The organism is Micromonospora sp. NPDC048843 (assembly GCF_040649965.1).
Classification (GTDB): Bacteria; Actinomycetota; Actinomycetes; order Mycobacteriales; family Micromonosporaceae; genus Micromonospora; species Micromonospora hortensis.
Genome location: NZ_JBEZGJ010000109.1, coordinates 1 through 24,983 on the forward strand (window position 1 = coordinate 1; position 24,983 = coordinate 24,983).

At 71.1% G+C, this 24,983-nt stretch carries 24 protein-coding genes; 9 read left to right on the forward strand and 15 right to left on the reverse strand.

Annotated features, from left to right (window positions below; all coding sequences use genetic code 11):
- Positions 1-617, reverse strand: a 617-nt coding sequence (locus tag AB0C20_RS23435) for a DMT family transporter (protein WP_357568734.1), incomplete at its 3' end; no start/stop codon positions are given.
- Between the two features lie 86 nt (positions 618-703).
- On the opposite strand from AB0C20_RS23435, the gene AB0C20_RS23440 reads away from it, so the two are divergent.
- Positions 704-1,249: a CGNR zinc finger domain-containing protein gene (locus tag AB0C20_RS23440; protein ID WP_357183558.1), complete on the forward strand. Its 546-nt coding sequence runs from the start codon at positions 704-706 to the stop codon at positions 1,247-1,249.
- On the opposite strand, the gene AB0C20_RS23445 is transcribed toward AB0C20_RS23440, so the two are convergent.
- The 3 genes from AB0C20_RS23445 to AB0C20_RS23455 all read right to left on the reverse strand — a co-directional run bounded on the left by AB0C20_RS23445 (position 1,216) and on the right by AB0C20_RS23455 (position 2,898).
- Positions 1,216-1,815: a GNAT family N-acetyltransferase gene (locus AB0C20_RS23445; protein ID WP_357183555.1), complete on the reverse strand. Its 600-nt coding sequence runs from the start codon at positions 1,813-1,815 to the stop codon at positions 1,216-1,218. The two genes, AB0C20_RS23440 and AB0C20_RS23445, sit on opposite strands and share 34 nt — an antisense overlap.
- A 97-nt stretch (positions 1,816-1,912) precedes the next feature.
- Complete coding sequence (locus tag AB0C20_RS23450) at positions 1,913-2,095, reverse strand: DUF397 domain-containing protein (RefSeq protein WP_357568735.1); 183 nt, start codon at positions 2,093-2,095, stop codon at positions 1,913-1,915.
- Positions 2,086-2,898 carry a helix-turn-helix transcriptional regulator gene (locus tag AB0C20_RS23455; protein WP_357568746.1) on the reverse strand — a complete coding sequence of 271 codons (813 nt, stop codon included), beginning with the start codon at positions 2,896-2,898 and terminating at the stop codon, positions 2,086-2,088. The genes AB0C20_RS23450 and AB0C20_RS23455 overlap by 10 nt, the downstream gene beginning before the upstream one ends.
- An 835-nt stretch (positions 2,899-3,733) precedes the next feature.
- Here AB0C20_RS23455 and AB0C20_RS23460 point away from each other — a divergent pair.
- A complete protein-coding gene (locus AB0C20_RS23460; protein ID WP_357183549.1) occupies positions 3,734-4,024 on the forward strand; it encodes a hypothetical protein in 291 nt (96 codons plus the stop codon).
- A gap of 73 nt (positions 4,025-4,097) precedes the next feature.
- Here AB0C20_RS23460 and AB0C20_RS23465 read toward each other — a convergent pair whose 3' ends face one another.
- The 5 genes from AB0C20_RS23465 to AB0C20_RS23485 all read right to left on the reverse strand — a co-directional run bounded on the left by AB0C20_RS23465 (position 4,098) and on the right by AB0C20_RS23485 (position 12,591).
- Positions 4,098-5,507, reverse strand: coding sequence for a class II fumarate hydratase (locus AB0C20_RS23465; RefSeq protein WP_357183546.1), 1,410 nt, complete (start codon positions 5,505-5,507; stop codon positions 4,098-4,100).
- Between the two features lie 35 nt (positions 5,508-5,542).
- Positions 5,543-8,521, reverse strand: coding sequence for a BTAD domain-containing putative transcriptional regulator (locus tag AB0C20_RS23470; RefSeq protein WP_357568736.1), 2,979 nt, complete (start codon positions 8,519-8,521; stop codon positions 5,543-5,545).
- A 258-nt stretch (positions 8,522-8,779) separates the two neighbouring features.
- Entirely contained in the window at positions 8,780-10,447 is a 1,668-nt protein-coding gene (locus AB0C20_RS23475; protein WP_357568738.1) for a fumarate hydratase, read from the reverse strand.
- Positions 10,448-10,572: 125 nt separating this feature from the next.
- On the reverse strand, positions 10,573-11,982 hold the full coding sequence (locus AB0C20_RS23480; protein WP_357183910.1) for a PQQ-binding-like beta-propeller repeat protein: 1,410 nt from the start codon (positions 11,980-11,982) through the stop codon (positions 10,573-10,575).
- A 105-nt stretch (positions 11,983-12,087) separates the two neighbouring features.
- The gene (locus tag AB0C20_RS23485; protein ID WP_357183539.1) at positions 12,088-12,591 is read right to left on the reverse strand and encodes an Lrp/AsnC family transcriptional regulator; all 504 of its coding nucleotides are present in this window, start codon (positions 12,589-12,591) and stop codon (positions 12,088-12,090) included.
- A 139-nt stretch (positions 12,592-12,730) separates the two neighbouring features.
- Between AB0C20_RS23485 and hppD the strand changes: the two genes are divergently transcribed.
- The 6 genes from hppD (at position 12,731) to AB0C20_RS23515 (ending at position 18,572) form a co-directional block, all read left to right on the forward strand.
- On the forward strand, positions 12,731-13,936 hold the full coding sequence (gene hppD, locus AB0C20_RS23490; RefSeq protein WP_357568739.1) for a 4-hydroxyphenylpyruvate dioxygenase: 1,206 nt from the start codon (positions 12,731-12,733) through the stop codon (positions 13,934-13,936).
- Positions 13,937-13,947: 11 nt separating this feature from the next.
- A complete protein-coding gene (locus AB0C20_RS23495; RefSeq protein WP_357568740.1) occupies positions 13,948-14,649 on the forward strand; it encodes an RDD family protein in 702 nt (233 codons plus the stop codon).
- Between the two features lie 76 nt (positions 14,650-14,725).
- Positions 14,726-15,736: an RDD family protein gene (locus AB0C20_RS23500; RefSeq protein WP_357568741.1), complete on the forward strand. Its 1,011-nt coding sequence runs from the start codon at positions 14,726-14,728 to the stop codon at positions 15,734-15,736.
- Positions 15,733-16,836 carry a histidinol-phosphate transaminase gene (gene hisC / locus AB0C20_RS23505; protein WP_357183527.1) on the forward strand — a complete coding sequence of 368 codons (1,104 nt, stop codon included), beginning with the start codon at positions 15,733-15,735 and terminating at the stop codon, positions 16,834-16,836. The genes AB0C20_RS23500 and hisC overlap by 4 nt, the downstream gene beginning before the upstream one ends.
- A 130-nt stretch (positions 16,837-16,966) precedes the next feature.
- Positions 16,967-17,521: a hypothetical protein gene (locus AB0C20_RS23510; RefSeq protein WP_266304276.1), complete on the forward strand. Its 555-nt coding sequence runs from the start codon at positions 16,967-16,969 to the stop codon at positions 17,519-17,521.
- Between the two features lie 127 nt (positions 17,522-17,648).
- A complete protein-coding gene (locus AB0C20_RS23515; protein ID WP_357568742.1) occupies positions 17,649-18,572 on the forward strand; it encodes a hypothetical protein in 924 nt (307 codons plus the stop codon).
- Between the two features lie 69 nt (positions 18,573-18,641).
- Here the strand turns inward: AB0C20_RS23515 and AB0C20_RS23520 are convergent, their stop codons facing one another.
- The 6 genes from AB0C20_RS23520 to AB0C20_RS23545 all read right to left on the reverse strand — a co-directional run bounded on the left by AB0C20_RS23520 (position 18,642) and on the right by AB0C20_RS23545 (position 23,607).
- Positions 18,642-19,019 (reverse strand): LPXTG cell wall anchor domain-containing protein, encoded by a 378-nt coding sequence (locus AB0C20_RS23520; protein WP_357183520.1) that lies wholly within the window; start codon positions 19,017-19,019, stop codon positions 18,642-18,644.
- Between the two features lie 101 nt (positions 19,020-19,120).
- Positions 19,121-20,377, reverse strand: a complete 1,257-nt coding sequence (locus AB0C20_RS23525; RefSeq protein WP_357568743.1) for a PQQ-binding-like beta-propeller repeat protein — start codon at positions 20,375-20,377, stop codon at positions 19,121-19,123.
- An 81-nt stretch (positions 20,378-20,458) separates the two neighbouring features.
- Positions 20,459-20,941: an SRPBCC family protein gene (locus AB0C20_RS23530; RefSeq protein WP_357183514.1), complete on the reverse strand. Its 483-nt coding sequence runs from the start codon at positions 20,939-20,941 to the stop codon at positions 20,459-20,461.
- A gap of 144 nt (positions 20,942-21,085) precedes the next feature.
- Positions 21,086-21,295: a DUF397 domain-containing protein gene (locus AB0C20_RS23535; protein ID WP_030327888.1), complete on the reverse strand. Its 210-nt coding sequence runs from the start codon at positions 21,293-21,295 to the stop codon at positions 21,086-21,088.
- Between the two features lie 246 nt (positions 21,296-21,541).
- Positions 21,542-22,738: a fumarylacetoacetase gene (gene fahA, locus AB0C20_RS23540; RefSeq protein WP_357183511.1), complete on the reverse strand. Its 1,197-nt coding sequence runs from the start codon at positions 22,736-22,738 to the stop codon at positions 21,542-21,544.
- Positions 22,735-23,607: a hypothetical protein gene (locus tag AB0C20_RS23545; protein ID WP_357568745.1), complete on the reverse strand. Its 873-nt coding sequence runs from the start codon at positions 23,605-23,607 to the stop codon at positions 22,735-22,737. Before AB0C20_RS23545 ends, fahA begins: the two co-directional genes overlap by 4 nt.
- 94 nt (positions 23,608-23,701) lie before the next feature.
- On the opposite strand from AB0C20_RS23545, the gene AB0C20_RS23550 reads away from it, so the two are divergent.
- Positions 23,702-24,868: a cupin domain-containing protein gene (locus tag AB0C20_RS23550; protein WP_357183506.1), complete on the forward strand. Its 1,167-nt coding sequence runs from the start codon at positions 23,702-23,704 to the stop codon at positions 24,866-24,868.
- The last annotated feature ends 115 nt before the right edge of the window (positions 24,869-24,983 follow it).

Below are 24,983 nucleotides of genomic sequence, written 5' to 3' on the forward strand. Positions count from 1 at the left end.
GGCAGCAGGCCGGTCAGCCCGACGAGGAGCAGCACAGCGGCACCGACGGCCATTCCACCGCTGGCCATGGCGACCGAGGGCAGCCGGGGGTCGACCCGGCCGGCGAGCACGAAGTATCCGGCCAGGCCGAACGCCGCGCCCAGCCCCCAGAGCACGCCCACCGGGTGGAAGTCGGCGGTGCCGGCGAGGTCGAGCACGAACGCAAGCCCGGCCAGCGCGGCCACCGAGCCGGCGATGGTGAGCCGGCGGGGCGGCTGCCCGTGCCGCAGCCACATCCAGACCACGACGAGGATGATGCCCAGGTATTCCAGCAGCAGTGCGACACCGACAGGCAGGTAGCGCACGGCGTTGAAGAAGCACACCTGGGCCAGCGCCACACCGAGGAGCCCGAACAGCCCGATGGCCGTGGCGTTGCTTCGCAGCACGCCCCACTTGCCCCGCAGTGACAGCAGGGCGGGGATCGCCAACACCAGGGCGGCCACCCCGACCCGGGCGATCACCGCGGACTCGGCTGACCAGCCGGCCTCGATGAGCGATCGCGCGAAGGTGCCGGAGGTGGCGAAGGTGACTGCGGAGAGCAGCGCAAGTCCGACACCGGCAGCAGGTCGTGAGTGCATGTCGCGCTCCTCGCAATGGGCACCGTGTCATGAGCAAACTATCCTTGTACTGATGACGCTAGGCGGAAGCCCTGACAGGAGTCAAGATGCTATTCGCTCATGACACCGAGTGTTCGCTGATCGCCGCCGCGGGGCTGGTCAACACCGCGGGTCGGGACGGTGAGTTGCTGCCCGACGTCGCTGCGCTGGACGCGTTCTTCGATCGCCACTCCTACAGCGGCCGGCACGAGCACACCGAGGCCGAGCTGCGCGCCGTACGGGAGCTGCGTCCCCAACTGCGCCGAATCTGGTACGCCGAACCACCCGAGATCGTCGCGGTGGTCAACGGCCTGCTGCTGGAACACAAGGCGCTGCCTCAGCTCATCGAGCACGACGACGAGCCGTACCACCTGCACGCCGTTCCCCGCGACGCGCCGTTGGCCACCCGGATCGCGGTCGAGGCCGCCATGGCGATGGCCGACCTCGTCCGTACCGGCGAGCTGAGCCGGTTGCGGATCTGCGAATACCCGGACTGCGACAACGTCGTCGTCGACCTGTCCCGCAACCGGTCCCGGCGGTTCTGCGAGGCCGGCTGCGGCAACCGTGCCGCGGTGACCGCCTACCGCGCTCGCCGGGCCGCCGGCCGCTCCTGACCGACGGTCGCCCACTCCTCGGCCCGCACCTCGTACTCCACCTCGCCCTGCTCGGTGCCCGGAATCGGGTCGTCCCACTGGAGGTGGAAGGTCCGCACGTAGTGCAGCCCGGCCTTCACCATCACCCGCCGGGAGCGATCGTTGACAGTCATCGTCTCGGCCCAGACCCGACGCGCCCCGACGGTGTCGAAGGCGTACCGGACCAGCGCCCGCGACCCCTCGGTGGCCAGCCCTCGCCCCCACGTCGAGCGGCGCAGCCGATAGCCCAACTCGGCCTCGGTGCCGTCCGCCGACGGGTCCAACGCGAACCAACCCAGGAACTCGCCGGACTTCCGATCATGCGCCGCCCACCGCCCCAACCCGGGGAACCTGTCGTACTGGGCCAGCAGCCTCGGCAACTGCTCGTCACGCACGGTGGCCAGCGGGGTCGCGACACCCCCGGTGAGGAAACGCATCACCTCGGGGTCGCTGTCCAACTCGACCAGCGCGTCCACGTCGGCCATAATCAGCCGCCGCAACCGCAGCCGCTCGGTCCCCGCCGGCACCGCCGCGCCATCGTCACCCATGGCCGAGATCATCCGCCCCGCTCAGGACCCCGTCGAGCCGTTTACCAGGGCCAGGTGCGCGGAAAACCAGACCGCCGTCGCGGGCGAGGCGGTCGGATCAACGCGGGGGCGCGACCACGAAGAGCCGCCAGGAGTACGCGTCGACAACGAGTACGGGCCCGTCCGGGTCCTTGCTGTCCCGCACCCCGACCACGTCCCCAAGATTCGTCGCCACCTCGACGCACTGGTCGTTGGAACCACTCCGGCTGCTCTTACGCCATCGAGCGTCGGTCAACTCCACGACTCTGCCACTTCCCTCAGCAACTCGATCGACTCCTGCGGTGGCAACGCCTGCCCGAGGGTAGCTTCCCAGGTCCGTTGTAGACGCAACAGATCCGCAGGCCGATCGAGTTCTTGGCCGCCGATCTGGCCACCAAGGTAGGCAAGATCGCTATGGTCGGCCACAGTGGCGAGGATGAATGGCCCGTTCAGGCCGGGATACTCCTCGGCCGAGCGAGGAACCACGTGGAGCTGAACCCGCGGATGCTCGGTCGCCAAGCGCGCCAGGTGCAGCGACTGCTCGCACATGACCTTCCGGCCGCCGACACGTCGCCTCAGCACCGACTCGTCAAGCACCGCTACCACCTGCGGCGGGCGGTCTTCGTAGAGGACCCGCTGGCTGTCCATCCGATCCGCCAGACGACGCTCGACCTCATCGGCGTCGAGCAGTCGATCTGACTCGAAGATGGCACGGGCATAGCCTTCGGTTTGCAGCAGCCCAGGGACATGCAGCGGGTCGAACCATCGCAGCGCCCGCGCCTCCGCAAGGATCGCGCGCCAGCCGCGTAGCCAGGGCTGCGCCCGGTCCAGGCTGACCAGTTCGGTGGACATCCGGCCGAAGAGGCCGCCGGTGTCCAGGGCGCGGTCGACCAGTTCCAGGTACTTGGCGGTGGGCGGCTGCTGACCCAGCTCGACGGCGCTGACCATCGACGCCGAGTAGTTGACCGCCTTGGCCAGCTCGTCCTGACTCCAGCTGCGCCGAGCCCGCGCCCGGCGCAGCTCAGCGATCAGGAACGCCGCCGCAGTCATCTGTCCATCGGCCATGCCGTGCCCGCCCTCCACCTCGCCGACGATCATCTCCAGCCGGCCGCCAGCGGCGCTGCCACCCAAAACAGGGCGACTATGACGACGCGGCCAAACCCTTCCGACCGTAGTCGCCTGATCACCAGACTGTGAAGCGCGGCGCCGCTCCCCGTCCCCCGGGATCTGCCGGTACCGCACGGGACCGCCCGCTCCCCCGTGCCGGGCGGTCCCACCTCCCAGCCAGCCACAACCGGAGCCCACCACTCAGGACGGCGGAGGTGATGCCACAAACGAGTCAGCTACGAAGCATCCGCCCAAGACATCCCACGACATCCCCCGACCACGCCCACCACCCCGACCCGCCCCAACCCGATCATCAACCCGACCCTCGACCCCGACCCCGACCACGACCACGCCGGCCACCCCGGCCAACCGCACAAGATCGTGCTCAATCGTGGAAACAGTGAGGTCCCGACCCGCGGAAGCCACTACATCCAGGACGCCGCAGCCGCGTCCGGCGGAACGGCTGTCCGTAACCGGCACCGCCTCACCGATCATGGAGTAGTGGTGGGCCGCAAAGCGCCCACAAAAGCGCAAACCCAGCACCACCACTCCATGATCGCCAAGCCCGACCCGACCCTGCTCCGCGATCTTGCACTTTCTGTCCCGGCGCAAGGGGCATATCCACCCATGTCGGCAACACAAACTGCAAGATCGGCGCGGTCCAGGGTCGAGCGCGATCTTGGCGCAGCCCGGCGCAGCCCGGCGCAGCCCGGCGCAGCCCGGCGCAGCCCGGCGCAACCCGGCGCAAGCCCGGCGCAGCCCGGCGCAAGCCCGGTCAACGAAAGGCCACAGCATGTCCCGGATCGCCCCGGACGGCCGCGCGACGACACCACGTCGACCGCACCTGCCGCTGCGCCCGCTCTGGCTCTGCCGGGTCTGCGCCGCGCCATGGCCGTGCCCGGTCGCCCGACTCACCCTGCGCCAGGAGTACGCGCACGACCGCATCGGGTTGAGCATCTACCTGTGCACGGTCCTGCACGAGGCCGCTGCCGACCTGTACCGACTCAACCCGCACGACGGCCCCGACCCCGCCGCGCTCTTCGCCCGCTTTCTCGGTTGGGCGAGACCACGGCACCTGCCCTGACCAGGGCAGCCCACGGCAAAGCGAGGCCGGGCAGCGCAGGCAGGACAGCGCCGCGCGGGCGGGGCGAGCCGGGTCAGGGATGGGTCATCCGGAGCAGGTCCAACGTCTCGTCGAGCTGGGTCTCGGTGAGCTTGCCGGAGTCGACGTGGCCCCGGGAGATGACCACCTCGCGGATCGAGGTCTGCTTGGCCAGCGCCTCCTTGGCGATCGACGCGGCCTCGTCGTACCCCAGGTAGCGGTTGAGTGGGGTGACGATCGACGGTGAGCCCTCGGCGTACGCCAGGCAGACCTCGGCGTCCGCGACCAGGCCGACCACCAGCCGGTCGGCGAAGAGCCGGCTCACCGCGGAGAGCAGCCGGATCGACTCCAGCAGGTTGCGGCCCATCACCGGGAGCATCACGTTCAGCTCGAAGTCGCCCTGTGAGCCGGCGAAGCCGACGGTCGCATCGTTGCCGATCACCTGGGCGCAGACCTGCCGCATCGCCTCGGCGACCACCGGGTTCACCTTGCCCGGCATGATCGACGAGCCGGGCTGGAGGTCCGGGATGCGCAGCTCGCGCAGGCCGGCGCGAGGGCCGGAGCCCATCCAGCGGATGTCGTTGGCGACCTTGTAGAGGCCGATCGCCACGGTCCGCAGCTGCCCCGAGGTCTCCACCAGCGCGTCCCGCGCGCCCTGCGCCTCGAAGTGGTTACGCGCCTCGCTCAGCGGCAATCCGGTCGACTCGCGCAGCTTGTCGATCACGGCGGCGGCGAAGCCGAGCGGGGTGTTGATCCCGGTGCCGACGGCGGTGCCGCCAAGCGGCAGCTCGGCCAGTCGGGGCAGCGCGCCCTCCAGCCGTTCGATCCCGTAGCGGACCTGGGCGGCGTACCCGCCGAACTCCTGGCCGAGAGTGACCGGGGTGGCGTCCATCAGGTGGGTACGCCCAGCCTTGACCACAGTCTCGAACTCGGCGGCCTTGGCCTCCAACGCCGACGCCAGGTGGGCCAGCGACGGCAGCAGGTCCTCGACGATGAACTGGGTGGCCGCCAGGTGGATCGAGGACGGGAAGACGTCGTTGCTCGACTGGGAGGCGTTGACGTGGTCGTTCGGGTGCACCGGCGAGCCCAGCTCCCGGCTGGCCAGGGTCGCGATCACCTCGTTGGTGTTCATGTTCGACGAGGTGCCCGAGCCGGTCTGGAACACGTCCACCGGGAACTGGTCGTCGTAACCACCGTCGGCCACGTGCGCGGCGGCGGCGGCGATCGCGGCGGCCACGTTGGCGTCGATCACGCCCAGCTCGCCGTTGACCTCGGCCGCCGCGCCCTTGATCTGGGCGAGGGCCTTGATCTGGGCCGGTTCGAGGCCCCGGCCGGAAATCGGGAAATTCTGCACCGCGCGCTGGGTCTGCGCCCGCCACAGCGCCTCGGCGGGCACCTCCACCTCGCCCATCGAGTCGCGTTCGATGCGGTAACCGGTCGCCTCTGGAGTCGTCACGCGTACCATCCTGCCGCGCCCGTGGCCGACTCGCAGATGATCCGTCAGCCCAACTCGGTGAGCAGCCGTTCCACCTCGTGCTGGTCCGGTGACTCGATCTGCCGGAACAGCGCCAGCGCCTGCTCCAGGTGCGCGCGGGCCGCCGCCGGATCGGTGGCCCGTACGCAGCGGGCGATGCCCTCCAGCGCCAGGCCCTGCTCGCGTGGGGAACCCAGCCCGGTGGCGTCGACGAGCACCCGACGATGCAGGTCGAGCGCGCTGGTCACGTCCCCCTGATCCAGGATGGCTCGGGCCAGCAGGTTGCGCGAGCCGCACTGCGCGATGCGATCCCCCGCCTCGGTCATCGCGACCAGTGCCGCACGGTGCAGGTCGGCGGCCTGTTCCGGACGGCCAGCCTCCCGTTCCATCATCCCGATCTCGTTCAACACCTCACCCTCGCCAAACCGGGTGCCCACCTCTCGCTTGACGCGCAGCGCCACCCGCAGCAACCGCTCGGCCGGCACCACGTCACCCATCCGATGCCGGGTCATCCCGAGGTGCCCGAGGGCGTTGCCGATCCGGCGCGGGTCGCCGATCTCGCGGGCGATCCCCAGGTGCCGCCGGGCGGTGCGCAGCGCCTCGTCGAACCGTCCCCAGAGAAGCAGGGTCATCGTAAGGTTGTTGAGTTCGTTCGCCAGCGCCTCCTTATCGCGCAGCCGCGTCGCCAGCGCGCGGGCAGCGTCGTAGCACTCCCGGGCCCGGCGGAACTCGAAGTTGGCGGCGTACGAGGTGCCCAGGTTGCCAAGGGTGTTGCGGAACTCGCGGCGCAGACCGAGCCGGCGGAAAATCTCCAGCGACCTTTCCATCACCCGGATCGACTCGGGGAAAGCACCCAACCGGTAGTGGGCCGAGGCGAGATAGTTGAGCATTGTCGCGACCGCCCGATCGTCGCCCAACTCCTCGGCGGCGCGCAGGCCCGCGGAGTGCGTCTCGATCAACTCGTCCAGGCGGCCACTCTCGAACTGCGCGTGCCAGCACGCCCTCGCCAACTGCCAGCACTTCTGGAGAAGCCCCTCGGTCTCCGCCAACCGGACCAGTGCGGGCCACAGGGCAAGGTTCTCGTTGAGCCAGGTTCGACCCTGCTCGGTGACGATCGTGACCAGGTCAGCCCGAACCGGTACCGTCACCAAGATCAGCGGTTGGGTCGAGGAGAGCTCCCTCTCGCGAGCGATCGCCGTGGCGACGTGCAGGTGGTGATCGAGCAGACGCTCGATGGCGTCCCGCCGCTCGCCTGCCCGCTCAGGCTCGGCGACCAGCGTCCGCGCGTACTCCCGGACCAGGTCGTGCAACCGGTAGCGGCTGGGCTCCGCCTCCTCCACCAGGTGCGCGTCGATCAACTCGTCGAGAAGGTCCTGGACCTCGGGCAGCGGCAGTTCGACCAGTACGGCCGCGACCAGGTTGTCGAACCGTACCCCCGGGTGCAGACCCAGCAGCCGGAACGCGCGCTGCGCCGCCGGCGACACCTGGGCGTACGACAGGGCGAAGGCTCGACCGACGGACCGTTCGCCCGCTTCGAACTCGGCCAACGGGTCCGGTCGGGTGCTCAGCCGCTCGGCCAGGTCGGCGATCCGCCAACGGGGTCGGTGTGCCAGTCGGGCACCGGCCAGTCGGATGGCGAGAGGCAGGTGACCACAGCGTCGGACCACCTCGGTGGCGGCCTCCGGCTCGGCTGCCACCCGGTTCATGCCGACCACCCGCCCCAGCAGCTCGACCCCCTCGTCGGTGTCGAGCACGGGAAGCGACGAAGGTCGACCCTCGTCCACCCCGACCAGCCGTCGACGACTGGTGATCAGGATCAGGCATCGCGAGCCGTTGGGCAGCAGGGGTGTCACCTGGTCGGCGGTGGCCGCGTTGTCCAACACCAGCAGGGCCCGCCGGCCGGACAGCTCGGAGCGCCAGAGCGCCAACCGGTCGTCCTGGTTCGCCGGTACGCGCTCGTCGGGCACACCGAGTTGCCGCAGCAGCGTTGCCACCGCCGCAGCCGGCGTCAACGGCGTGCGCTCGCTGTGCCCATGCAGGTCGAGGTAGAGCTGGGCATCCGGGTAGTCGTCTGCGAGAGCGGTGGCGAGATGCACCGCGAGGGTGGTCTTGCCGCTGCCCGCCATGCCGTCGATGAGCTGGATCCGGGCCCCGGCCTCCACCTCCTTTACCAGGCGGGCCAGCGTCTGCTGCCGGCCGGTGAAGTCGCCGATCGCCCGGGGCAGCGAGCGGACCGGAGCGATCGGCCGAGCTTCCCGACCAGCCAGGGCCAGGTCACCGGCGAGCACCCGCTGGTGCAGCTCCTGCAACTCGGCACCCGGCTCGATGCCCAACTCGTCGGCGTAGAACCGCCGGCCCTCCCGGTAGACCGCGAGCGCGTCGGCCTGCCGCCCCACCGCGGACAGCGCCAGCATCAGTTGGCCGCGCAGCCGCTCCCGCAACGGGTGCCGGTCGACGCTCTCCGCGAGTTCCTCGATGAGCTCGGCTGCCTGGCCAAGGCGCAGCTCGACGTCGACGCACTCCTCCAAGGCGGTGAGGCGCTGCTCGTCGAGTGCCTGTGCACGACGGCGGACGCTCCGGCTCGGGATTCCACCCAGCGCCGGCCCGCGCCACAACGCCAAGGCGGCGCGGAATTCGGCACGGGCGTCTACCAGGCGACCGGCAGTCGCGGCGGATCGGGCCGCCTCCACACCCCGGGTGAAGACCTCGGCGTCCAGGTCGGTCGGTGCGGTACGCACCCCGTACCCCGCCGGGTCGGTGACGATGAGGTCCGGTGCCAGCTCGAGTTCGGTGAACCGGCGGCGCAACCGCGACACGCAGGTCTGCAACTGCGCCCGGGCGGTGGCCGGCGGGCGGTCCTCCCATACCGCGTCGACCAGTTCGTCGACCGGCACGAGCCGGCCGGCCCGCAACAACAGCATGGCGAGCACGATCCGGTCGCGTCCGGCGGTGACAGTGGACTCGCCACCGCCCACCCGCAGGGGCCCCAGGATCCCGAACCGCATCTGCTCTCCCGCATCAGTGGTGCAACTTCCAGCAGAGTAGTCCGGCGGTAACAGACCGCCTCGCTCAGGCGATAGTGATCTGAGAGCGGATCGACAGCGGTGCGCAGCACACTCATCGCGAGTTGTCGGTGACGGCATCCGACGGGGGCGGTGCGCCCGTCCCACCCCAGGGGTCGGGCGTACCGATGTCGGCAGAGCACAGGCGACAGAATGGGCGCCGGGCGAGTTCGCCCGGCGCCCGTTTGCGTACCTGTCGGGTCAGCGGCGGCCGACGGTGAGCACCGGCTTGGTGACCTCGGCGAAGAAGTCGTTGCCCTTGTCGTCGACCACGATGAAGGCGGGGAAGTCCTCCACCTCGATCTTCCAGACGGCCTCCATGCCCAGCGCCGCGTATTCGAGCACCTCGACATGTTTGATGCAGTCCTGGGCGAGGCGGGCCGCGGGGCCGCCGATCGAGCCGAGGTAGAAGCCGCCGTGCTGCTGGCAGGAGCGGGTCACCTGACCCGACCGGTTGCCCTTGGCCAGCATCACCTGGGAGCCGCCGGCGGCCTGGAACTTCTCCACGTAGGCGTCCATCCGGCCGGCGGTGGTCGGGCCGAACGAGCCGGACGCGTACCCCTCGGGGGTCTTCGCCGGGCCGGCGTAGTAGACCGCGTGGTCACGCAGGTACTGCGGCATCGGCTCACCGGCGTCCAACCGCTCGGCGATCTTGGCGTGGGCGATGTCCCGGGCGACCACGAGCGGCCCGGAGAGCGAGAGGCGTGTCTTCACCGGGTACTTCGACAGCTCCGCGCGGATCTCGTCCATCGGCCGATTCAGGTCGACCCGGACCACCAGCTCGGCGTCGAGCGAATCGTCGGTGACGTCGGGCAGGAACCGCGCCGGGTCGGTTTCGAGCCGCTCCAGCCACACACCCGACGGAGTGATCTTGGCGACGGCCTGGCGGTCCGCCGAGCAGGAGACGGCGATCGCCACCGGGCAGGACGCACCGTGCCGGGGCAACCGGACCACCCGTACGTCGTGGCAGAAGTACCGCCCACCGAACTGCGCGCCGATGCCGAAGTTGCGGGTCAGCTCCAGCACCTCCGCCTCCAGCTCCAGGTCACGGAAGCCGTGCGCGCTCATCGAACCCGCTGTCGGCAGCGCGTCAAGATACTTGGCGCTGGCGTACTTCGCGGTCTTCAGCGCGTACTCGGCGGAGGTGCCGCCGATGACGACGGCCAGGTGGTACGGCGGGCAGGCGGCGGTGCCGATCAGCCGCAGCTTCTCCTCCAGGAACTGCATCATCCGCGTTGGATTGAGCAGCGCCTTCGTCTCCTGGTAGAGGTACGACTTGTTGGCCGAGCCACCGCCCTTGGCCATGAACAGGAACTTGTACGCGTCGGGGTGCCCGTCCGGGTCCTCGGCGTACAGGTCCACCTGGGCAGGCAGGTTGCTGCCGGTGTTCCGCTCGTCCCACATGGTCAGCGGGGCGAGCTGGGAGTAGCGCAGGTTGAGCTTGGTGTACGCCTGGTAGACGCCCCGGGAGATGGCCTCCGCGTCGGCACCGTCGGTCAGCACGTGTCGACCGCGTTTGCCCATCACGATGGCGGTGCCGGTGTCCTGGCACATGGGCAGGACACCGCCGGCGGCGATGTTGGCGTTGCGCAGCAGGTCCAGCGCGACGAACCGGTCGTTCGGCGAAGCGGCCGGGTCGTCGATGATCGCCCGGAGCTGCGCCAGGTGCGCGGGACGCAGGAAGTGCGCGATGTCGTGCATCGCCTCGGCGGTCAGCGCGGTGAGCGCGGCCGGCTCCACGGTGAGGAACCGACGGCCTCCCGGGCCGTGTACGACGTCCACGCCCTCGTCGGTGACCAGGCGATAGTCCGTCTGGTCCGGGCCGGTCGGCAGCAGAGGGGCGTACGAGAATGCGGCGGCACTGCTCATGAGCGGCAAGCCTAGGGCAGACCGGTCGATCACTCCCACCCGCCGGGCGGGTCCTGGGACGCCGCTCTCATCCACCGGGCGTGCCGGGCCCGGTCGCCATCCCGATCTTCGGACGAACCGCCCGCTCAGCCGTCCTTGCCGCCGCCCGGGTCGGGGCAGAGTTCCCCCTTCGGCCCGCAGTCGCCGTCGTTCGGCCCGCCGGGGCCAGGGCCGCCCGGCCCGGGATTCCCATCATCGCTGGGCGGTCGGGTGGGCGAGCTTCCGGACGCGCCGAATCGGACGTACCCGATCTCCCGCCCCTCACCAATGATCATCCCCTGTGAGCCGACGGCGAGGGCGTTCGCCGAGGTGCGCAGGGCGGCCAACTCCCGGCCGGTGCGCGGGTCCAGTGCCGCCAGCCGGGACGGCTTCTCATCGGCCACCACCGCCGCGTAGGGGGTGAGCGCGGCCCCGGCCTTGCCGCTGGCCTGTCGCGTCCAGAGAACCTTCTCGGTGCCCAGCTCGCGGGCGATGACCGAGCGCTTGTCGGCGGCCCGGAACACCGCCGAACGGTCGTCCACAGCGATCAGCTTGGTGCCCGGCTCACCGACCCAGAGCAGCCGGCCGTCGTACCCGTCGATGACCGTCTCGCGGCCGTCCGGGGCGACGCCGATCAGCACGTTCCGCGCACCCTGCGGGTCCTCGCGCTGCACGCAGCCGGCGGAGTCGGCGGTGCGCAGGTTGATGCCGGCCCGCTGCCAGGCCTCCTGCCCGGTCGCCGAGTCCCGGGCGGAGATGGCGAAGTAACAGGTGCCGTCCTGGGAGCGGGCCGAGATCCGCAGCAGCCGGCCGCCCACCACGGAGAGCCGCTCCTCCCGGCCGGGCTCGACGTTCTGCAGCACCCGGCCGGTGGCGGTGTCGACCACGTGGACCCGACCGTCGACCGGGAAGCCGAGCAGCGGTGGCGCGGCCTCCGCCCCGGCCACGCCGTCGTCGATCCGGGTGGAGGTGAGCCGGCGGGTGCCGCGCAGACCAGGGTTGTCGGCGAGCAGGCCGCTGTGGACTCCGGGCAGGAAGGCCGTCCAGAGCGGCGTCGTGCCACGCGGGTCCCAGGCGCTGAGGGTGCAGTCGGTGGCGTCCGTGCACCTGGCGTCGAGGAGCAGGTTGCGGTACGTCCACACGGCCACCGCGTCATCGTCACGCCGCCGGGTCACCCCGGTCGTCGGGTCGAGCAGCTCGTACCCCTTGACCAGGAGCTTGCCCACGGCTACGACCGGGTCCCGGTCGCCGCCGGCGACCGCCGCCCAGTCGGCCTTGCGCTCCCAGAGCTGGGCGCCGGTGGCCAGGCTGCGAGCCTCGACCCGGGTGCGCTGCTCGACCACGACCGCGTCGCCGGCAATGGTCACGCTGCGCGGAGTGCCGCCGACCCGTTGCTGCCAGACCACGTCGGGCTCGGAGATGGGTTCGCTGCGATCGACCCAGTCCCACAGGCCGGGGAACGGGTTCCACACGCCGGTGGCGGCGAGCGCGACGACCACGGCGAGGCCGAGCAGCAGCCCACCGCGCACGCTCCCCTTCGCCACCCGCACACCGTAGCCACGATCACGGATCTTCCGTACGCCCGCGCCGCCGTGTCGCCGCGCTTTCTGCGCTCGGAGGTGTTAGAGCGCCCTTCCCTCGGCCCGAACAGCGCTGCGCACCAGCGGAAGCGTGCGGTAGGGGATCTGCTCGGCCAACGCGATGATCGTCGAGGCGCGGGTGATGCCGGCGGACGAGACGATCTGGTCGATGACCCGTTGCAGGTCGGTGTTGGAGCGGGCCACGATCCGGCAGAGCAGGTCGCTGGAGCCGGTGATGGTGTGCGCCTCCAGCACCTCGGGGATGGCGGCGAGGTGAGCGGTGACCGGGTCGTGGCCGTGTCGTTGACTGATCTCCAGGGTGACGAAGCTGGTCACCCCGAACCCGATCGCGGCCGGCGAGATCTCGGGGCCGAAGCCCTCGATGACCCGCCGCTCGACGAGCTTGTCCAGCCTCGCCTGCACTGTGCCCCGGGCCACCCCGAGCCGCCGGGAGCACTCCAGCACCCCGATCCGCGGCTCCTCGGCGAGCAGTTCGATCAAGCGCACGTCGAGCGCGTCGAGCTGTACATTCTGCTCACCATTCATGAGTGAACACCATACCGAATGCGCAACCTGACCAGCATTTACGCCAACAGTTGCCCACTCGATGCCGAGGCAGCGATCCTCGCCACAAGAACCGACCACGGCGGCCCACAAGGCCGGCCGGTACGCGAGGGAGCCCACCATGACCCAGGCGATCGACCGACCCCAGTCGACCGAGGACGTCGACGTCGACCGGCTCGTCGGCGCTGTCGACCACGACATCAGCCACGACCCGTTCCCGGTCCGGGGCCTCGACCACGTGCACTTCCTGGTCGGCAACGCCAAGCAGGCCGCCCACTACTACTCCACCGCCTTCGGCATGACCTGCGTGGCGTACCGCGGCCCCGAGCAGGGCTACCGGGACCACGCCCAGTACGTGCTGACCAGCGGCTCGGCCCGGTTCGTGCTGACCGGCGCCGTGCGCCCGGACGCCGAGGGCGCCGAGCACGTCGCCCGCCACAGCGACGGGATCAGCGACATCGCGCTGGAGGTCCCGAACGTGGACGCCGCGTACGCGCACGCCATCGCGCAGGGCGCCGCCAGCGTCGTCGAGCCGCACGAGGTGACCGACGAGCACGGCACCGTTCGGATGGCCGCCATCGCCGCGTACGGCGACACCCGGCACACGCTCGTCGACCGGTCCCGCTACACCGGCCCGTTCCTGCCCGGCTTCGTGGCCCGGGGCCCGATCGTGGACCGGCAGCCGATGATCGACGCCGGCATCCAGCCGAAGCGCTTCTTCCAGGCCGTCGACCACGTGGTCGGCAACGTGGAGCTGGGCCGGATGGACGAGTGGGTCGAGTTCTACAAGCGGGTGATGGGCTTCTCCAACATGGCGGAGTTCGTCGGCGACGACATCGCCACCGACTACTCGGCGCTGATGAGCAAGGTCGTGGCGAACGGCACCCGCAAGGTGAAGTTCCCGCTCAACGAGCCGGCGATCGCCCGCAAGAAGTCCCAGATCGACGAGTACCTGGAGTTCTACCAGGGCCCGGGCGCGCAGCACATCGCCGTCGCCACCAACGACATCCTGGCCAGCGTCGACGCGATGCGCGCGGCGGGCCTGGAGTTCCTGGACACCCCGGACTCGTACTACGACGACCCGGAGCTGCGCGAGCGGATCGGCAAGGTGCGGGTGTCGATCGAGGAGCTGAAGGCCCGCAAGATCCTGGTCGACCGGGACGAGGACGGCTACCTGCTCCAGATCTTCACCAAGCCGGTGCAGGACCGTCCCACCGTCTTCTTCGAGCTGATCGAGCGGCACGGCTCGCTGGGCTTCGGCAAGGGCAACTTCAAGGCGCTCTTCCAGGCGATCGAGCGGGAGCAGGAAGCCCGCGGCAACCTGTAACACTTGCGAGCGTGACGCAACCTCCGTCGTACCCGACGCCGCCGGCCGGTGGGTTCCAACCCACCGCCGGCGGCCTCGCGCCGCAGCCCGGCCCACACCCCCACGGGTACGCCGCGCCGCCGCAGTACGCCCCACCCGGGTACGCCCCGCCGCAGTTCTACGGCGGACCACAGCGACCGGTGGCCCCGCCTCCGACGCTGACCCCGGGCGGACAGCCGCTGGCCAGCTTCAGCGATCGATTGCTGGCCATGTTGCTCGACGCCGCGGTCTTCATGGTGGTCGGCCTGGTGCTCGCGGTGCCCGCGGCGATCATCTTCCTTGTTGTCGTTGCGCCCGATCTCACCCTGTTCGCGTCGGACGGCTCGATCCGCGAGCCCGACTATCTCCGTGAAATCCTGCTGCCCCTGCTGTGGCTGGACCTCGGGATCATCGTGATCTCGCTCGTGCTCGCGTACGTCTACTACGTCGAGATGATGTTCAAGACCGGCCAGACCTTCGGCAAGAAGATGATGAAGCTGCAGATCGTGCCGCTCGACCCGACGCGCTCCCTCGACCGCCGGGCCGCCGCGAAGCGGTTCCTGGTGCAGCAGTTCTCTGGCTTCGTCCCTGGGCTGAGCTACCTGGACGGGTTGTGGCAACTCTGGGACAAGCCGTGGCAGCAGTGCCTCCACGACAAGTTCGCTCAGACGGTCGTCGTTAAGGTGTCCCAGTGAGCGAGCGCAGCGAGCGAACCAGCAGCCTCAGTAGGGTGGCGCCTCGCGCCGTCGCGAAGCGAAGCGGAGCGATGGCGTGAGCGTTCAACCTGGTTGGTACGTCGACCCCGCCGACACCGAGACCCGGCGTTACTGGGACGGCGAGGGTTGGCTCGGTGCGCCCATTCCCGTCGACGCGACCCCGCCGGACGGTCCGCCGCCGGCCGAGCCACCGCCGGCGCCGGTCACCCCGGCCGCGCCCGCGGCGTCGACGACCCCCGACTCGGCCACCGGCGCGCCGGGCTGGTCGCCCCAGCAGGGCCCACCTCCTGGGTACGGCGCGCAGCCGGGGCACGGCGCGCAGCCGGGGCACGGTCCGGGCTGGGGACCACAGGCGGGTCCTCCCGGTTGGGGTCCGCAGGGCGGCCCGCCGGGCTGGACCCCGCAGGGCACCCCTCCCGGCTGGGCGCCACCGGCCGGTCACCCCGGCTGGCCCGGACGACCGCCCGAGCCGCGACCGCACGGCCTGCGGCTGGCCGGCTACGGCCGTCGGTTGGTCGCCCGCCTGATCGACTTCGGCCTCGTCTTCGCACTGAACGTGGTTGTCAACGGCTGGTTCGTCTGGCGCTGGGCGCAGGAGTGGGCGCCGTACTGGCAGGAGGTCTTCCGGCGCGCGGCGCGCGGCGACACCTCCGCCGACGGCCTGCCGATGCCCAGTGAGCAGGCCAATTCTCTGCTGGTGGCGATCCTGCTGATCGCCACCGCGCTCTGGTTGGCGTACGAGGTGCCGACGATGGCCTCCGGCGGGCAGACCGTCGGCAAGCGGGTGATGCGAATCCGGGCGGTGCCGATGGCCGCCGACCAGCCGCTGGGCGTCCGCCGGGCGCTGAGCAGGTGGAGCACGCTGGGCCTGCCGACTCTGCTCTGGTACTGCGCCGGGCTCGGCCTGGTGCTGCAACTGGTCGATGCGCTTTCCCCCCTCTTCGACCACCCCCTGCGCCAGGCGCTGCACGACAAGCGCGCACAGACGGTGGTCGTCGAAGTCCCCCCACACACCGATAACGCCCCCTCGAACGACCGTAACCAGCCCCCGGGAGACACCCCATGACCGACTCCGGACGTCACCACCCGGCGCTGCGGCTGACCCGCGTCGACCTGGACGCGCTGCCCAGCTACGTGCCGGGGCGCAGCCCCGCCGACCTGGCCCGGGAGTTGGGCCTGCCGGAGGCCATCAAGCTGGCCAGCAACGAGGTGCCGTACGGGCCACTGCCCGGAGTGGTGGAGGCGGTCACCGAGGCGATCACCACCTCGCACCGCTACCCGGACATGGGTGTGGTCGCGCTGCGGGACGCGCTGGCCCAACGCTACGGGGTGGACGCCGACCGGATCGCCACCGGCTGCGGTTCGGTGGCGCTGGCCGAGCACCTGGTGCGTGCCACCTGCCTGCCCGGCGACGAGGTGCTCTACTCGTGGCGGTCCTTCGAGGCGTACCCGATCATCGTGGCGACCAGCGGCGCGACCAGCGTGCGGGTGCCCAACGACGCCGGGCACGGGCACGACCTGGCGGCGATGGCCGCGGCGGTGACCGACCGGACCCGGGTGATTTTCGTCTGCAACCCGAACAACCCCACGGGTACGGCGCTGCGCCGGGCCGAGCTGGACCGGTTCCTCGACGCGGTGCCGGACGACGTGCTGGTGGTCATCGACGAGGCGTACCGGGAGTTCGTCACCGACGCGGAGGTCCCGGACGGTCTCGACTACCTGGACCGGCCGAACGTGGCGGTGTTGCGCACGCTGTCGAAGGCGTGGGGGCTCGCCGGGCTGCGAATGGGCTGGCTGGTCGCCCAGCCGGTGGTGGCCGCCGCCATCCGCAAGGTGGCGACCCCGTTCTCCAGCAGCACCGCGGCCCAGGCCGGTGCGCTCGCCGCGCTGACCCAGGTGGCGGAGATGGAGCGCCGCTGCGCCCTTGTCGTCGCCGAGCGGGACCGGGTCACCGAGGCGCTGCGCAAGTTCGTGCCCGAGGTGCCGACGAGCCAGGCCAACTTCGTCTGGCTGCCGTTGGGCGAGCGGGCCGTGGCGTTCGGCAAGGCGTGCGAGGCGCGCGGGGTGATCGTGCGGCCGTTCGCCGGAGACGGGGTCCGGGTCACCATCGGCACGCCGGCCGAGAACGACGCGTTCCTGGCCGCTGCGGAGGCAGCGCTGGCCTGAACCTCCTGTGACCAAGTGGTGACAGATGAGTTGTTTGTCCGTTTAAGTGCCCACTTAGCCCCTATCTTGCGAAGTAGCCAGACGTGCCGAGGATCGCGTCCGGCTCACTTCGAGAACGGGGTAAACCACAGTGCGTACTGCCAAGATCTGTCTTGCCGGGGCGGCCGCCGCGGCGATGGTGGGCTTCCTCGCCACGCCGGCCGCCGCCGCGCCCACCGACACCACCACCGTCACCTTCGAGGTACTCGCCGGCACCCTCGACATCGACGCGCCGGCCGCCGCCGACCTCGGTGACGGTGCCCCCGGTGGGGTCATCACCGGCCAGCTCGGCGTGGTGACGGTCACCGACTCGCGAGGCGCTGCCGACGCCTCCTGGGTCGCCTCGGTGACCGCGAGCGTCTTCCAGACCGGCGGCGGCTCCCCGCCCGAGACGGTTCTCCCCGAGGAGATCGACTACTGGTCCGGCCCGGCGACGGCCACCACCGGCACGGGCACCTTCACGCCGGGGCAGGCCACCGCCGGCGACGCCCAGCCGCTCTCCAGCGTCACCCCGCTCACCGCGTTCACCCACAGCGGCGGCACCGGCGGCAACACCGCCAGCTGGAACCCCACCCTGGACGTCAACGTCCCGCTGGACAGCATTGCGGGCGTTTACACCGGCACGGTGACACATTCGGTGGCGTAGCCGCCGGGGGCGGTCGACCATCGCGGTCGCCCTCGCCCTGTTCTGCCTCGCCGGTCCGGGTCTGTCGACCCGGGCCGGCGCGGTCGAACCGGAAGCGGGATCGGACGACGGCACCATCGGGATCCGGTTGCTGGAAGCCCCGACCGAGCGCCGCGCAGACCCCCGGGCGCTGCGCTACATCGTCGACCACCTACCGCCGGGCATCACCATCAAGCGGCAACTGCTGATCGTCAACCGCACCGACCAGACCCGTCGGGTCGACGTGTATCCGGCGGCCGCGACCCTGGAGGCTGCGGCGTTCCGCTTCGGCGAGGGACGCGCCGAGAACGAGCTGACCTCCTGGATCACCCTCGACGAGCGCTCCGTCGAGCTGGGACCGTGGGAAGAGACCCGGGTCCGAGCGACGGTCACCGTGCCGCCGAACGCCTCTCGGGGCGAGCGGTACGGGGTGGTCTGGGCATCCACCGCCTCGACGCCCCGGGCCGGCGGCGAGATCATGCAGGTCCACCGGGTCGGAGTCCGGATGTACCTCGACATCGGGCCCGGAGGCGAACCCGCCTCCGACTTCTCGATCGGCGAGGTACGCCCGGCCCGCAGCCCGGAGGGCGAGCCGTCGCTGACCGTCCAGGTCAACAACACCGGAGGCCGTGCCATCGACCTCACCGGCGCTGTCACCCTGACCGACGGCCCGGCCGGCAGTCGGGCCGGCCCGTTTCCGGTGGGGCAGGGCGTCACGCTGGCGCCGGGCGCCTCCGGGCAGGTCGTCGCCCGACTCCCGGCCACGTTGCCGAACGGGCCCTGGAAGGTCGAGGTCAACCTGGAGAGTGGCATGGTGAAGCGCAGCGTCACCGCGCAGATCCAGTTCCCTGATCCAGGCCAGGTCGGAAAGCGGGGCAGCGTCATCTCCCGGATGGCATCCGTCTGGACCGTGGGGGCCGCCGTTGCCGGCCTGCTGCTCATCACCGGCCTCGCGGTGGTGGTCCGCCGGTCCCGTCGGTCTCCCCGACCCCCCACCGGCAGGCCACGGGAGCGGGTTCCCGCCGGACGGTGACCCCACTCCGACGGCCGAGCACCGGACCGCCGGCGGCGGCTTCCACCAGCCGCCGGCGGCGGTCGTACGTCAGACCGGGCGCCGACGCCGGACAGCGAGCCAACCGACGATCAGCAGGGTCACGCCCAGCCCGCTGAGCAGCAACGTCGACCCGCCCGAACCGGTGACCGGCAGCTGGCCCCCGTGGCTGGGTGTGGGCTGAGGCGGTGCCGGCGTGGGTTGCGTCGGCGTGGGCGTGGGTGGCCCCGGTTGCGTCGGCGTGGGTGTCGGCGTAGCCGGCAGGATCTCGAAGGTGACGCCCGTGTCCGCCGACGGCTCGGCCCGGACGGCGTTGAGCCCCCGCGCCGAGGCGGGATCGGCGGCCAGCACCGGCGACACCGCCAACGCCAGGCTCGCGGTGGCGGCGAGCGCGCCACCCACTAGGTAGTTGGCTGCTGTCCTGGCCATGCGCCGACCCCTTCCACCGGAAACCTGAACCGTGAAAAACGTACCCTTTCACGACAAAGGGAATGGAATGGTTCGGTGTTCCGCGGCCGAAGACACCACGATCAGGTGGCGGCCAGAATCACCGTCTCGCCGGTGTAGTAGTAGCGCCGGTCGTCGCCGGTGGGGTCGACCGGCCTTCGGAGCCGCTCGATCGCGACGAACCCGTCCTCGGCCGTCAGCGCCCCGGGCGCCCAGCCGGTCCCGTCCGAGCCGACATTGAGCACGAAGCGGGACAACTGCCTACCGGTCACCGGGTCCAGCGTCACCAGATCGTTCGCCTCGGTCAGCAGGTGCACCCGGCCAGGCTGCCCGGCCAGCACCCGGGCCGTGCCCAGGCCCGCGGACCGCCACAGCTCGGTGCCCGTACGCGCGGATCGACCCACCACGACCCCGTCGACCACGGCGACGGACTGCTCACCGACCAGCGCGGCGCCGGCCGGGTCCAACGCGGGGGCGGCGACCGGCGATCCGGCAGCCAGCAACCAACCCCGACCGCCCTCGCCACCCGGCCCCGCGGTCCGCAACCCCAGACAGTCCGACAGGCCGGTACGACAGCCGAGCGGCGTCACCACGAACCCGTCCGGGCCGCCCGGCGGTCGCCAACGCTCACGTACCTCGCCCGTCGCCGCGTCGCGGAACTCGACAGTGGCCGCCCCGGCGCAGGTGTCCAGACCGATCAGCAGCCCTGTGGCGCTGGTGCCGACATCGCTACGGCACCTGCCGGGCAGCTCGACCCGCCACAGCTCCCGGCCGCCGCTCAGCTCGACCCCACGCGCCTGGGAATCCCCGGTCACCACCAGCACGATCCGCCCGTCGGGAAGGTCGGTGAGCTGGAGCCCCGGCGCATCCCAGACGGTCGCCGCCCAGGTACGACGCACCGGCGCCGTGCTCTCTACGGGCTCCGGGCCGTCGGCTCGCCAGAGCACCCCGCCGGTCCGGGCGTCGAGTGCGACGAGTTGCCCGTCGGACCAGCGGCTGACCACAGTGCTGCCGCTGGCCACCACCCCGGTCAGCTCAGCCGGCCACCGCCGGTACGACCAGTACGGGCTGGTCCGGTACCGGCCGTCGACCGGCCGATCGGCGTAGACCTGGCGGTGTGCAGCGTACACCCGCAGTCTCCCGTCGACGATCAACGGGGCGACTGGCAACCGACCGATCACTCCGGCAGCAGGTCGGGCCGGGGCCGGATAGTCGGCCCGCGCCACGGTGCTCACCTCTGCCGGTGCGAGGACCCGGTGGACGATGACCACGACGGCCGCCGTCGCGAGCAGCGCCGCGACCACGATCGCTAGCCGTCGCCGGCCTCTCGGGAACCTCATGCCGCACCTCCGCCCGGCACCCTACCCAGCGGAGGGGGCCGGACCCCGTTCAGGTCATGGCGCGGGCCGACCGCCTGGCGCTCAGGCGGCTTCGACGGAGCCGGCGGCACCGGCCGCGACGGCAAGGTCGGCGAGATCACGCCAGAGCGCCGCCTCGACCGCCCGCGCGGCCAGGCCGCCAAGCAGCAGCGCCACCACCCGACCGTACGGAGCGGTAGGCACCGCCTCGTGGGTGACGGTGATCGCCGTGCAACCCCGACGACGGCGGCGGACCGGCCGCAGGCTCCACGTGATGCGGTAGTCCGCGCCAGTGCCGGAGGAACAGAGCACCAGTCGCTGCGGTGCGAGCGCCTCGACCACCAGGAACTCCTCGGTCAGCGTGCCACCGCCCGGCTGGACCCGTTCCTCGCGCCAGGAGGTGCCCGGCCCGAACGAACCCGGGGTGAGCACCTCGATCGGGCCCGCTGCTGTCAACCGGGCCGCACGGCCGGGCAGATCGGTCAGCAGACGCCAGACATCGACGGCGTGCGCCTCGATGATCCCGGTAATCGCCACCGTCGACATGCCACCCTCCCGTGTCCCCGACGGTACGCGGAGTGAGGGCCGGACGGGGCCCCCGGAGCGGAATTTCCGCCACCCGGGGGCCACGCTGTCCGATTGGGCGGTCGCTTCGGCACCGGTCGTCGTCGACCGGCGCCGAAGCGCCGGTCAGCGCTCGAAGCGACCGGCCCGAATCGCTCCGATGAACGCTGTCCACCCCGGCGGGCTGACCGCGAGTGTGGGACCGGCCTGGTCCTTGGAGTCGCGGACTCCGACCAGACCATGGACGTCGACCAGGTTGTCCGCCACTTCCACGCAGAGCCCCTGGTCGTTTGAGCGGCTGCTGGTACGCCAGACCGCGCCCGCAAGATCGTGCATCGTCGTTACCTCCGTGTGCGTCGGGATTGCCCCACCGACGTGCCGGGCGTGGCCCGGCCCGTGTGGGACGACTTGATCCGCGTGACCAACGGCGCAACGAGGGCTCTTGATCGCACCCGCTGTGCGATCAAGAGTCCCGTGAACGAGACGACTCGAAGACCGGATGGTCAGAGCGCTCCGGAGAGGTCGCGGTAATCCGACTCGACAAAGGAAGCCGCTAGATGGACCGGGCCCGCAGCCCCGGTTCTACCGGGCCGGGCGAACCGTGCCGGACACCTCACCGAGGGCGATGGTGGTGCCGTCCAGGCCGGGCGCGGTGGCGGTGATGGTCACCGTGTCGCCGTCGTTGAGGAAGGTACGGCTCTCGCCACCCACAGTGACCGGCTCGGCGCCACCCCAGGTCAGTTCCAGGAAGGAGCCGACCTGTCCTCGGTCCGGGCCGGAGACGGTCCCGGAGGCGTACAGGTCACCGGTGCGCAGCGAAGCCCCGTTGACTGTGAGGTGTGCCAACTGCTGCGCGGGGGTCCAGTACATGGTGGCGAACGGGGGCTCACTGACCTGGTCGCCGTTCCACTCGACCGCCAGGTGCAGGTCCAGGCCCAGGTGCGGCACGTCCCGCAGGTAGTCCACCACCGGCGGGTCCTGGTCGGGGGCCGGCACAAAGGCGTCGGCGAGGGCGTCCAGCGGCGTCACCCAGGCCGAGACCGAGGTGGCGAACGACTTACCGAGGAACGGGCCGAGCGGCTGATACTCCCAGGCCTGGATGTCCCGGGCCGACCAGTCGTTGACCAGCACCACCCCGAAGACGTGGTCGGCGAAGTCGTCCACGGAGACCCGATCGCCCAACGCGCTGGGCACCCCCACCACGAAGCCCACCTCGGCCTCGATGTCGAGGCGTACCGATGGGCCGGTGACCGGGCCCTCGGCGGAGGCCCGCTGCCCGGTCGGCCGGGTCACCGGCGTGCCGGAGACGACAACAGTGCCGGCCCGCCCGTGGTAGCCGATCGGCAGGTGCTTCCAGTTGGGCAGCAGCGGCGGCTGGCCGGGGCGGAAGATCTGCCCGACGTTCGACGCGTGGTGAACGGATGAGTAGAAGTCGACGTAGTCGGCCACCTCGACGGGGAGCAGCAGCTCCACGTCGTCGAGGGACACCAGCAGCGGTTCCACAGCGGCCCGGTGCGCCGGGTCGGTGAGCAGCTCGGTGATCCGCTGCCGTACCGCCGTCCACTGCGGACGACCCAGGGCCATGAAGTCGTTGAGTACGGGCCGGCACAGCGTGCCGGCGGCCAGCACCAGCTCGGCGGCCTCGGCCGCCGCGAGGTCGAAGACCCAGGACCCGATGCGTACACCGATCCGCGACGGACCCCCGTTCTGCCGGAACACCCCGTACGGCAGGTTCGTCACCCCGTACGGCGAACCGTCGGCGCCGGTCACCCAGGTCATGCGTCGTAGCCCCCGTTCACCAGCCCAAGCCGGATCAGATCGGTCAGTGGTTCCAGGATGCTGCACGAGCCGAAGCCCACCCAGAGGGGGCGAGGCCGGTCCAGCCGTGCCGTCGCGCGCTCCACCAGGGGGCGCGGGTCGACCACTGTCAGCAGCTCGGCGACGGAGCGCACACCGTCACCGTCGGCGGCGGCGGCCAGGGTCGCGGCCAGCACGTTCGCGTAGCCGTGGTGGGTGAACCCGGTCTCCGGGTCCAGGTGTCGGATCGCCTGGTGCAGCCCGGCGGTGAGCTTGAACGGCAGGCCCCGGTCCCGGCAGGCGCAGATCACTGTGGCCAGCTCGGTCGGGGTGGGGAAGAGTTCGGCGGCCAGGCCGCCGGTGCGGAACTTGGCCGCGATGGGCACCCCGTCGGCCCGCGCGGCGACGAGCGCGTCCAGTGCGCCCATCAGCCCGAAGGTCAGCGGCAGTTCGGCGTAGACGGTTTCCACGCCCGGCAGCGCGTCGGTCAGCCGCAGCAACTCGGCGATGCCGGGCAGTGGGTCCTCGCCGCGCTTGGCGACCGCCACCTCGACCTGACGCGCGGTGACGCCGTCGGGAGCGAGAAACGACAGCGCGAACGGCAGGTTCCCGATCCCGGTGTCGCCGATCACGCCGACCACCAGACCCTCGCCCGGGTCGACGAGTCCGCTCAGCGCACCGGCGGCCACGTCCGAGGCGGGGATCAGCAACGGGCCGACCAGGTCGGCGTACCAGGCGGCGCGGTGTTGGCGATGGGCAGCCAGGGCGTCGTGCAGCGCGGCGCTGCCCGGTGGGAAGACGGCGGCGTCGTCCACCAGGCCGTGGAGGAGTGCTGGCACCTGCGTTGACACGGAACAAGAATGTACGGGACGCTACGAGGAACGGACAACAGCGTCCGATTATCGGACGCCTTCGGCCGGTGAACGGGAACTATCGGGAGGCGAGATGCCGTATTACCGCAGCGTCGGCGAGGTGCCGCGCAAGCGCCACACCCAGTTCCGGCAGCCCGACGGCAGCCTCTACGCCGAGGAGCTGATGGGCCAGGAAGGCTTCTCCTCCGACTCGTCCCTGCTCTACCACCGGTACGCGCCAACAGCGATCCTGGCCGCCGACGAGTTCACCCCGCCCGCGTTCACCCGGGCACCGAACCTGCCGCTCAAGCCCCGCCACCTGCGCACCCACAAACTGGGCACCGGCGGCTCCGACCCCATCCTCGGCCGGCAGTACCTGCTCGCCAACGACGACGTACGGATCGGCTACGTCCTCGCCGACCGACCCTCACCGCTGTTCCGCGACGCCACCGGCGACCACTGCCTCTACGTCGAGTCCGGCACCCTGCGGGTCGAGTCCCCGTTCGGGGTGCTGGACGCTGTCGCCGGCGACTACGTCGTCATCCCCACCTCGACCATCCACCGGCTCGTGCCCACCGGCGACCAGCCCGTCCGACTGCTCGCCGTCGAGGCGTCCGGGCACATCGGTCCGCCCAAGCGCTACCTCTCCGTACGCGGCCAGTTCCTGGAGCACTCGCCGTACTGCGAGCGGGACGTCCGCGGCCCCGACGCCCCGCTGCTCGTCGACGGCGAGGAGGTCGAGGTGCTGGTCCGGCACCGGCGCGGCTGGACCCGCTACGTCTACGCCCACCACCCGTTCGACGTGGTCGGCTGGGACGGGCACCTCTACCCGTGGGCGTTCTCCATCCACGACTTCGAGCCGATCACCGGCCGCATCCACCAGCCCCCGCCGGTGCACCAGACCTTCCAGGGCCCCAACTTCGTCATCTGCTCGTTCGTGCCGCGCAAGGTCGACTACCACCCGCAGTCGATCCCTGTGCCGTACAACCACCACAACGTCGACTCCGACGAGATGCTCTTCTACACCGGGGGCAACTACGAGGCGCGGCGCGGCTCCGGCATCGAACAGGGCTCGATCTCCCTGCACCCGTCCGGTTTCACCCACGGCCCCCAGCCGGGTGCCGCCGAGCGTTCCATCGGCGCTGACTACTTCGACGAGCTGGCCGTCATGGTCGACACCTTCCGCCCGCTGGATCTCTGCGAGGCCGCCAGCTCCTGCGAAGACGAGGGGTACGCCTGGACGTGGGCGCGTTCGGTGTAGTCGGCCTTCGGGGTTTCGCCGGAGCCCGACCCGCTCTGGGCGGTCAGGCTTGACGCCGGCCAACCGCTCGTCCAGCAACCCGGTGCCACCCTCGCTGGTGCTGAACAACCGGTAC